The sequence below is a fragment of the Endozoicomonas sp. ALB032 genome (assembly GCF_049310125.1).
Taxonomy (GTDB): domain Bacteria; phylum Pseudomonadota; class Gammaproteobacteria; order Pseudomonadales; family Endozoicomonadaceae; genus Endozoicomonas_A.
In genome coordinates, this window is sequence record NZ_JBLYNW010000001.1 from 4246099 (window position 1) to 4256522 (window position 10424).

Sequence of the window (10424 nt, forward strand, 5' to 3'; positions counted from 1 at the left end):
TTCTTTACACTGCCTGAAAAATCGGCTCTCATTATATCCAATCTTTCTACATCAACGTTTTCACCCATAAAAGTATCGATTTTTTGCCAGATGCTATGCCTCAACCTCACAATATCAAAGGGATAATCTGTTTCAGTAGTTTGTTGTATTCTCTCAGAAAACAGCAGCGAATATAGAATTCTTTTGTATATCAAGGTCTTGGGAGCCCAAACGTAGATTGTATGGCCTGGGTTCACTCTGTCCCATATTGTTAGCCAAATATGCTCCCAACCTTTAGCAGGACCGACAAGAGCAACATGAACCTTCTTGGGTATTGGGAAGTTTGCCATGATAACACCTGAAAGATTGATTTACATGGTTTTCAAAAGGGTTTTGATACTTGCTCTTTTCACCGGCGTGATCAGAGTATTTTAAATGCTTAAAAATTGCACCATGTAGTGTAGTTCGGAACTGGGATAATGACCTGCTTATCCGTTTTATAAAAAAAGTATGTCGTTTAATTAAGCGTGATCAGTCGCTGATAATCACCCATGACCTAACGTCGTTAAAGGTTGTGGTGTCGTCAAGTTCTGCATCATCCTCTGATTTTCCGACGTGATAAACGACGGGCTCTCGCTACTGTAATTGCCTGACAGGGCACTGAGGTCCTGAACCAGTCGCTGGTAGTGCTGGTAAAGTTCCGTATTATTCAGGCTTGTTCCTACTGGCCGCTCATTATCCGACCTTTTGTCGTCTTTATTGCCGCCTGCCAGGCTGCACAGGTAATTCACCAGTCGTTGCCCCCTGCGAATGATCCTGTTCAGATAGGTCACGGCTTCATTCTCTCCCCCGTCACTGATGTCCATGGCTGATTTACTGTCATTCCTGTTGATGACAGTCATGGGGTTCAGGCTGACTTGTCCACCTTTAAAGTGCAGGCTGGCCAGCACGTCCGGTTTCACCAGTGCCAGTGTCTGGTTGTTGCGGGTATTGATGATCCTGAAGGTTTGGCTCTCCAATGGCAGGGAAGCGTTGCTGCGGGTAAAGTTGCTGCTGCGGGTGAGATTGCTCTGCGCCTGCGGGTTACACTGGCTGAACGCCACCTGTTCCGGGGTCAGGTCGGTAAAGAACAGTGCGGTGCTGTTATCACCCGACAAACGTCGTAAATCCGCCTTAGACCCGGACGACAGTAGAACATAATGCTTGCCACGGCTGTCGATTGTGCGGGCTGGCCTGCACGCCCGCAGGTCATAGACGTCATTGCCAACACCGCCGACCAGCGGGCGGGTCCAGTCGAGAATGGCCTGCCACAGGCTGCTGTTGCCGGGCGTATCCAGCCTCCGGTTGTCACACTGGTCGCCCCGGTTTGCCAGCACTTCTGGCCGTGCTGCGATGTTGCCTGAGGTTCCCAGCAGCAGCAGGTCATGACCGCCCCATCCACGGAGTGACCACTGTCGGGCGTCGGCGCCAAGGTACAGAATATTACTGCGGCTATTGCCCCAGAGTCTCGCTGTCCTGTTACCGACGGCGGACGAGCTGATTACGGAGGGTAGAAACGGCCATGACTGGTAACCGCTGTCGGGTTTCGGCCCGCTCACCTGAACACTGCCCGGCTCCCAGCCCCACTGTCCTGTGCCGGTAATAAACACCTGACGTCTGACGTATGTGGCGTTCAGGGGTTCCAGTGTCAGTTTAATCCCGTCCATCGCCTGGTAGGTGACGATTTTTACCGGTTGGTCCTGCTGGATGTACAGGGGGTTGCTGGCTGTGGCGTTGATGAATCGGAGGCGTTCCTTCCTGACGAGGCTGCTCACCGTGAGTGGCAGGACGACCCCCTGACCTGAGTCCGTCACCCGTGCTGCCAGGTCGGATAATGACAGCTCAAGGTCATTGAACACCAGCGTTGTGGGTTGCAGGAACTGGTCGTGCTGTCTGGCCCAGACCTGCTGAATCTCGATCTCGGCATCGCCGGTGGTAAACCGGTTGGACAGCACCAGGTTCTGACCCCGGCGCCAGGCAAGGAAGAGGAAGGCCGATATATTCAGTTCAATGCGGGTTTGTGCCCTGTCGTGCTTGGTGATGCTTTCTTCAGCCAGGCCGGGATGGATGAGGATTCGGGCAAAAAATGACAAGTCTGTCTCATCCAGTTTAATCACGTCGGACCCACCCTGGCCCTCCACCATGATCCCGAACCGCTGTCGGGTACCGTTCCGGACAAAGGCCACCTGATGCTCTTGCTCTTGGTAGTAAGTGTCCAGCCGCAACGTTTCCAGTTTGATCTTGTCGGCTCCGGGGGTTCCTGACAGCAGCAGACCCTCGGCCATCACGGCGACCCTGCCAAAGGTGCCCAGTGATTGGTAACCCTTTTGGGTGACCCGGTACAGCGTCTGGTTGTTCTGGTTATAAACGACCGCGCTCGTTGACTTAGGGGACGAGAACTTCCGGGTGCTGCCAATCACTTGCTGAACACCGTGTTCCTTGCCAGGCAAACCGAACAACAGTCTCTGTTTACGGGGACTCTGGCCCCGGTAATCCATCCAGGCTACCTGGGTGGGGGAATAATCAGGGCGCAGCGTGAGGGCGATCAGTCCGATGTCAGCCCGCTGTCGTACGTCCGCTGGCAGAGAGCCCACGGTCTGGTTAAAATCCTGCCGGGTCCAGTAGACCAGCCTGCCGGTGGTGTTCCTGGGTCCCATCAGGCTGAGGTCCAGCGCCACCAGGGCCAGACGCTCACGGTTGGCCAGGTATTGAGCCTTCGGTGTCTTGATGCGCCATGCCCGGGCACCGAATTTCCACTGGTAGCTGCCCCTCAAGTCGGTGCGCTTAGGCAGGGTGTAACGGCAGGGAGGGGAGATCTGGTCATCGAACTCACTGGGCATCCCGGTCAGCGAAGCGGCGGCGGCCTCACCACAAAAGGGATGGCCTTTGGCGCCCTGATCAGGCTGTCGGAAAAACTCGAAAGCCTCCTCTTTGCGAGTGTCCGACAGCGCGAGCAGTTGGCCGTCGTCGTTCACCATGACTTCAAACTGGTCACGGGTGTTGGCTGCCAGCAGGGTGTCGCTGTCCGGGTAGTACCAGACGTCCAGTTGCCTGATCGCGCTGAACAGGGGGTGGTCGATGATTGCGGTGATGGGTCTCAGCGGCACCAGCCCCACCTTGGCCGAGAACCCCTCCCGGGCCCCATTCAGCCGGTCTCGCAGCAGACTCTTGAGCTCACGGATGAAAAAACGGGCACTGGTGGTGGTCCAGGTTGTACCGGGGTGTTCTATGGTCAGTTTGGCGAAGATCAGGTTGACTACCTTGCCCAGGTCCAGGCTGTCTATCACCACGCCAGATTGGGGGGTGAACTGGTGCACACTCAGGGTATCGTTCGACTTGGCGACGATCTGCCCGGTAGCTTCGACCTGCCAGTTCTTAAAAGGTCCTGACTCCACCGACAGGTTTTCGCTGACCACCCGGGTGTTGTCCCAGGCCTTGTCCGGTATCCACAGCCGGTAGTGACCGTTGGTATCGGCCAGAAGGCTGCCGGAGTGCGCCTGCACATGCCTGAAGACGCCGCCCCTGGCCATCTTTGCCTCTACTTTTGCCTTTTCCAGCGCTTGCTTCTCGCCTGCCGGGCGGATCAAATGGAAACCGGAGCTCAGCCGCTGGACATTCTTGGGGTTTTTTACGTCGGCGGTCAGGTAATACAGGTCTCCGGAGTGCTTGCTGAACAAAATGTAGTAAACTTTCTTGCCCCAAACCACCTTGTGGACCGGCAGGTGCTCTTCACTCAGTACTCTGCGGACACGCTCATCAATCGTCCGTAAGTGGCTTCCGTCGTTTTTATTATTCGGCACGTCGCCATCCAACAGGCTGCTCAGGAAGGCAAAATGGGTTCGGGTGGCATCGTCATAAAAACCGGCTCTAAGTATACGACGTTTGTTGTAGCTATCGACGACCCGCATGGAAATCAGTCCATGGTCAGATGCCGTTGTGCCGGATGCCGCTGCAGGTGGTACAGGAGGTTCGCTGAGCTGGCCATCCAGAGTTTCTGCCGCAATCAACTGGTGATTCAGCTGACCGGACGGGCTGGCCGTCAACAGGTAATAATAGGGGGCATCAAATACCAGCAATTGTGACTCATCTTTGTTCGGCACTATCTTAGAGACGTGGCGGCCAAACAAGCTGGCATTCAACTCATCAAAGTGCCTGATTTCCCGGGTCAGTACCTCCTTATTCTGGAATAACACCTTGCCGTTGGCGGAGTCAAAAAAATAGTAGCCGGTAGCCGGGTTCCCCTGGACCGGTTGCACCTTGGCAGCAATGAGCCGGATTTCCTGATGGTTAAGGGTATCGTACCAGATCTGGATCCGGTCTAACTTATGCCAGTCCGCTCTGGCCAGTCCCAGTTTGCCGGGGAAGCAGCGGTAAGGTTTCTTGAGATACTCATTAACCTGTCGGTCACAGTCCCGCTGGTGCTGTAACCAGGCCGGGTTCTGCCGATTATTGCTCCTGGGTAGTGGGTCAAGGGCACCGTTCATCGCCCACCGGTTCGGTATTTTGGGTGACCACCCGGATGTGGTTGTGGTCCACCGGTTCGGCGCTCCGGCCATACAGTGTTGACGGAGCTGAAATGAGGCGTCGCAGTCTTTCAGCTCCAGCGGCAGGAAACGCCTGGCCGCAGTGTAACGGCTCATGATTCTGTTCAGTTTCGATGCTCTTGACGGCCTGTCATTCAGTGTACCGGTGTCGTATAAGTGATGAATCACTTTGTCGTCCGGCAGCCACTCAAACTGTGCGTTGGGATCCTGTACCACAACTTTATACGAGGGGATGGGTTCGTGAGAGGGGGACGGCGCCGGATCAGGAAACCGGAAAAGGGTCTCACCCAGCCTGATGTCCCAGGTTGGGTTCCTGATCTGGCTCAGCGAGGAGCTACAGTTTTGTATCTGGTCATCCCGCTCGGTAATGCAGGCGTAGGGGCGCTTGCCGTCGTAGTTCAACACCCAGGTAGAGGCCGTCTGCCCCCGGGGGTGAATGCGGATAACATGGTCACCGTTGGACACCAGGACGTAGGTGTTGTCGGACCCTTTAGGACTGTACAGGTCATAATCCAGCAGCCAGGAGAATTCGTCTGAGACCCAGCGAAAGACGACGATGTGATCGTTTTTATCGAGATTCAGGCTGCTGGTTGATTGAAGGTACTCCTGGCCGCTTATATGAGTGAACGTCTTGCCAAGGTATTTATATGTGTAAGTCACTTTTTCTTTACACTTCTTAAAAAAGATGCTCACACACCGAGTGACTTTGGTGTCTTTCACCTTTTTCTGGTAAATCCGTTTCAGCTTATCATCGCTGACGGCATCGAGCAGCTGCGCACCGGGTGAACTGCCGTCCGGCGCACTCCCTTGAAAGTCCTGATCAATGTCAGTGTATTCGAGTGTGAGCTTCAACTCGGGTACGGCAGGCATTAAAATGATCTTTTTATCGCTCATCTGTCCCAGGTTGTGAAACACCCCGTTTGAGCATTGGTACGGGATTAAACGCGATTCCTTCCGGCACAATGTCTTCAGAGCATCGTTGATCAGGTTAAAGGGGGCCGGGGAGCGGTCGAGCCGGTTGGTATAGGTAGGGCATTCCAGGGTGTTGTGTGCTACATCGACCTTTTCCTTGCATTTCTTCCAATTCCAGTCGCCATTATCTTTGGCCACGAAGGTTATCCCGTGCGTATAGACGCCTCCGTAGGTCAGAGTCTTGTCCGCCAGGTTGATGGACTCGATGTTCAGGGGCAGGAGGTTTTTGCCGTCCTCGCTCACCAAAGCATTGAGGGTCTGGTTGTTGGCCAGAAAACTTTTGGGATCCAGTTGGGCGTGAATCGGGTTAAAGATGTGGGCCGCCTTGCCCGAGGCGTCCCGTAACTTTTTATAGGCCAGCTTGGCGAACTTTTCTTTATAATCCTCGGCAAAAATAGCCCTGACGTAGTGCATGAGACCGTCAACCGTAAACCCGAGCGGCCCGAGAAAGTCTGAAAAAATTGAGATACCCATGTCCACCGACTCAAAGATCACCATGGATTTCTTGAGCTCCTTGACTTCCGGGTCCTCTTCGTTCTCATAGTCAATCACGGTCAGGGTGAGACTGGTTATCGGCACACTGGAACCCACTAAAGGCAAAAAACGAGCGGCTTTTTTACCCAGCCTGCCGACTTTTTTCAGCCCACTGACCGGCTTTTTCAGCTCGGTACCGGGTAGCTTTGGCGCTGTCCGGTGGGTAGAAAATGGCTGCTTGAAGTTCGGGGTGAACAGTTTGAGTCCCTGTCGCCCGAGATCGATCATCTCAATCCCCTGCAAGGTGACCGCTGCATAAAAAACCACCTGACGCCCGGTATAAATCTGTCGTTCAGTGTCCGTCATATTCTGAGGCGGGGAGTTTTTGTAATGAAATCCTGCGGGGGCAATCCCGGTGACCAGGTCGAAAAGACCTATAACAGACCTGAGTTTATCCCAGCTGCCGGTGGCTCCTTTTTTTCCTTTGAGCCGCGATGGTGATGGACGACCCTTGCCCTGGAGAAAGCCCCGGAAGCGGTCAAAAGCTCCGGACGTAAACTGTATGTTCTTACGGGCCAGGGTATCGGGTTCTAAAAAGTCGATGCGCCAGCCACGGCCATCCCGACGAAGGGTATCGAGTTGGGGGATCATACTGTCGGGGAGAGAGTGCCGGGCTTTAATGTCCCCCAGGGCGGTGTCAAACTCCTGCAGCCGCTGCCTGAATTCGGCTCGTTCAGAGGCCAAACCTGAGAGTTTGTCTTTAGTCCGGGGCTGCTCCGGAACCGAAAGCTGGCTGGATGGCAAATACCGAATAAGGGCTTTTGAATCCGATGGCCGGGGTGACATCAGCACCGCCTTTTCGCCAGAAAAAAGCCGGTACTGCGGTTCTCCGGTGGCCGGGGAGCGCAGCACAAGGGTTTCGATCGCCGGGCGATCCTTCGGCATCTGGCGCTGGATATCCTTCACCAGTCGTTTGAAAACCTCGGGGCTGCGACTTCTGGGCTCGATAATCAGTTCGCCCACCAGGGGTTTGCCGTTGGTGGGTGAAAGGGCCACAAAGGTTTTCAGGGCGTTCAGGGCGGTGATTCCGCTTGACTGTTTGCTGCTGGCAAGATCGCTGACGGTCAGGCTGGCGATGTGGATGTCCGGGGTAAAGTAGGACAGTGTCGTCAAAGCATCGGCGATCAGTCTGGCTGGCCGACCGACAACGGTGACGCGGTTGCCGTCTCCCCCGGCGATGGCCGACTGAACCCGGCCATCGGGTGTGAGCAGCGCATAACTGCCGGAGGGGGTGGTTTTCAGCAACAGGGGTTGGCCACTCAAGGTCCCGTCTTTTATCTGCTGTTGAGCACGGGTAAACGAGTCTTCGTTCAGGGCAATGACCGAGTGCATGCCCCGGGTGTTAGCTAATGCGTCCCTGGCTTCGAGGCGACGATACCGGGTGAAAAAATTCTGCAGCCAGCGCACACCTTCGTTGGTGGGTTTGATCAGGGCAATATCGGTTTTTTTACCTTTGTTGTCTTTTTTGCCATCAAGATTGAGTTGGGTTTTGGGGCCGGAAAGTAACCGGAGCGCATACGCCAGCGCTTTGCGTCGAGCATCGCAGCTGCCGGTATTGGCTGATCTTCGGCGCCTGTTACAAGGCCCCGGTAGCTGGTTTGCGGGAAGCTCAATGTTGGGGAATTCATTTTTGTATATTGCCCTAACTGTGGCAGCACCCTTTTCAGTGAGGGGAGCGAAAGTGAAGATATCGAATGAATAGGTCTTTGCCTTTCTTTTGAAGGTTTCGAAGGCCACGACCTTCTCTTCTTCACCCTGATATTGGTTCATTTCCTGCCGAAGCTGGGTGATGTAGTTGAACTCGGGGAAACGCCTTTCATAGCGGTCAAGCCATTCGGTGTAGGAGGAAGATTCCTTCGCCATGTCGATTGTGTCTTCCAAACGACGCGTTTCTCTCCAATCCGGATGGAAGAAAGCAACTCTTCCAGGGGTTGAGTCTTTGTTTAATCCGAAAAAAATCGCATCTTTGAACTCAGATGCAAATAAGTATTTTTCAGCATCTCTTCTATAATCGACCTCATTGTGGACTGTGGAAGTGGGTACCCTGTTTTCCGGTCCGGCAGAGGCAGAGGCAGAGGCAGAGGCAGAGGCAGAGGCAGAGGCAGAGGCAGAGGCAGAACCATCCTGCTGCCTGTCACCGGCATACATTTTTTCGACCAGGGCTTTGGCTGACTCCTTTCCGAGTCTGGGGTCGCCCGAATCCTGCGAATCCTCAACGACTATGGATTCGAACAACTGATCTGCAAACATGGATTCGCGAGTGTCAAGGCCGGTTGTGGGATTAAACTCATTATCAGGGTCAAGCGAGCTCAACCCGAACTTGGCTATATACGTAACGGTGTCGTCTTTATTCCGGGTAAAAACAATACGGTTGAGTTCAGAATCGGGCGCATCTCTCGAGGTTGACGGCCTGTCAGGATCACCACCGGTAGTTTGCTGTGGAACGACTGCGGATAAGTATCCCCGAACTGCAACAGCTGAATTTGCATAGATACCTTTTTTAGCCAGCCCCCTCAGAACTTCAGGTATAACATAATCTCTCTGACCAGCATCCAAGACACCCTCAACACCTGGAATGTCTTGTGCGGAGTTATCAAAAGAGAATGCTATGTTTTGTACGGTGGTATTCTTGGGGATCGCTTCAATTAAAGCTGACAATAGCTTTTTCACTAAGAATTGGGAGTTGATGTGATTAACGGCACTCGACTCGGTACTAGAGAAATCAAGACTTCCAGTGATAAAAACTTTAGTGTCTACGCCAATATTTTTGAATGATTCTCCTGCCATCACTCTAAGTGCTTGCTTTTGCACTGCATCAGATTCAACAAATTCGTACAAAACAGCGCTGCCATCTTGAGTGCGTAACTTATTATAAAGTTCGTAAGACTTTCTCAAAGATTCTTCCCTATTCTCTGGAATCTTAAAAACATTAATCATTATTAACTTTTTGTATGGTCGCTTGCGCTCAAATTCTGGCAGGTCAAAATCATTGTCATAAGAATTCATGTAATAGAAGGGATTGTACTCTAAGAAATTTTGATCATAATTAACTGTGGTCCTTACTCCGGATTGGCTATTTTTTAATCTTTCAAAAGCGTCATAACCTATTTTAGCGAGAATCCTGTGTTCAAAATCCCCATTATGATATGAAAGCTCTGTTAACATCATTGCAACTTTATCGATGTCATCGCTAGAGATATAGAATGCTTTCAAAGACTCCTGTAACTTTGGTATACGCTCTTGCTTGCTTATTTCATTTTTTTTAAGGTTTTCTAAAACTCTGTGGAAATATATGGTTTCTTCCATTATTTTTCCGATCAAGCGGTTATTTGGGGCAGCTTCGAACATTATTGGCTTGATTGAATCACTAAGGTATGAAGCTGTAGGCCGACCTCTAGCCATAGTTTTACCGAAAAATACTTTATGAAAGGTAGCTTTCGATAGTGCACGATCACTTAGTTTTTTAAATAGTTTGTCAATACTGGTTTCTTTTACGACTCTTTGAATTCGATCGGAGTCTACTTTTGGCAGTTGTCGGTGTACCTTAAAATAAGGTCCAGGATCAGGAATAATTCCACTTTCAAACATTTTTATCAGAATAGCACGCACCTTAACTCTTTCTATCTCCTCCGTGTAAATAATCTTACCGCTGGTTCTCGGTATAAGATTTTTCGAAACACCCCCTTTTTTAAAGGTCTCATCGTCCAGTGATGGTAACAGTCCTTGATCAATATATACCCCTCCATCAGAGAATTGATGAGAAAACCCTATAGCTCTTTCGGCTATCACAGTTTTTTTAAGGCTTAAGGTGTACTTGATATATTCACTGTGTGTTTTTTCAAATTCAAACTCTAATTCGTTAACAGAAACCGTGCCAATTTCATTTCGGATTTGATTTAACAGATCGTTGGTTTTATTCCATTGGGTGGTAAACGACATCTTTACACTGTCTGAAAAATGGGATTTCATTATATCCAATCTTTCTACATCATCGTTTTTCCCCATAAAAGTATCGATTTTTTGCCAGATGCTATGCCTCAACCGCGCAATATCAATGGGATAATCTGTTTCAATAATTTGTTGTATTCTCTCAGAAAACAGCAACGAATATAGAATTCTTTTGTATCTCAAAGCTTTGGGAGACCATACATGGATTGTATGGTCCGGGTTCAAGCTGGCCCATATTTTTAGCCAAATAGACTCCCAACCTTCGACAGGACCGACAATAGCAACATGAACATCCTTGGGTACAGCTGGCATGATAACACCTCATGGATTGATCTAGATGGCTTTCAGAAGGGTTGTGATATCAGAAGGGTTGTGATACTTGTCTTTTCACCGGCGTGGTCGGAGGAC

The 10424-nt window shown here is 51.4% G+C and carries 1 protein-coding gene; it reads right to left on the minus strand.

Annotated elements, in window-relative coordinates:
- Positions 1-524 precede the first annotated feature (524 nt).
- Complete coding sequence (locus ACO6VG_RS16265) at positions 525-10328, minus strand: hypothetical protein (RefSeq protein ID WP_422474731.1); 9804 nt, start codon at positions 10326-10328, stop codon at positions 525-527.
- Positions 10329-10424: the final 96 nt, after the last annotated feature.

What these genes read in the sequence shown, in the direction of transcription:
- ACO6VG_RS16265 (WP_422474731.1), bottom strand. Translation starts at nt 10,328, where the DNA reads ATGCCAGCTGTACCCAAGGATGTTCATGTTGCTATTGTCGGTCCTGTC.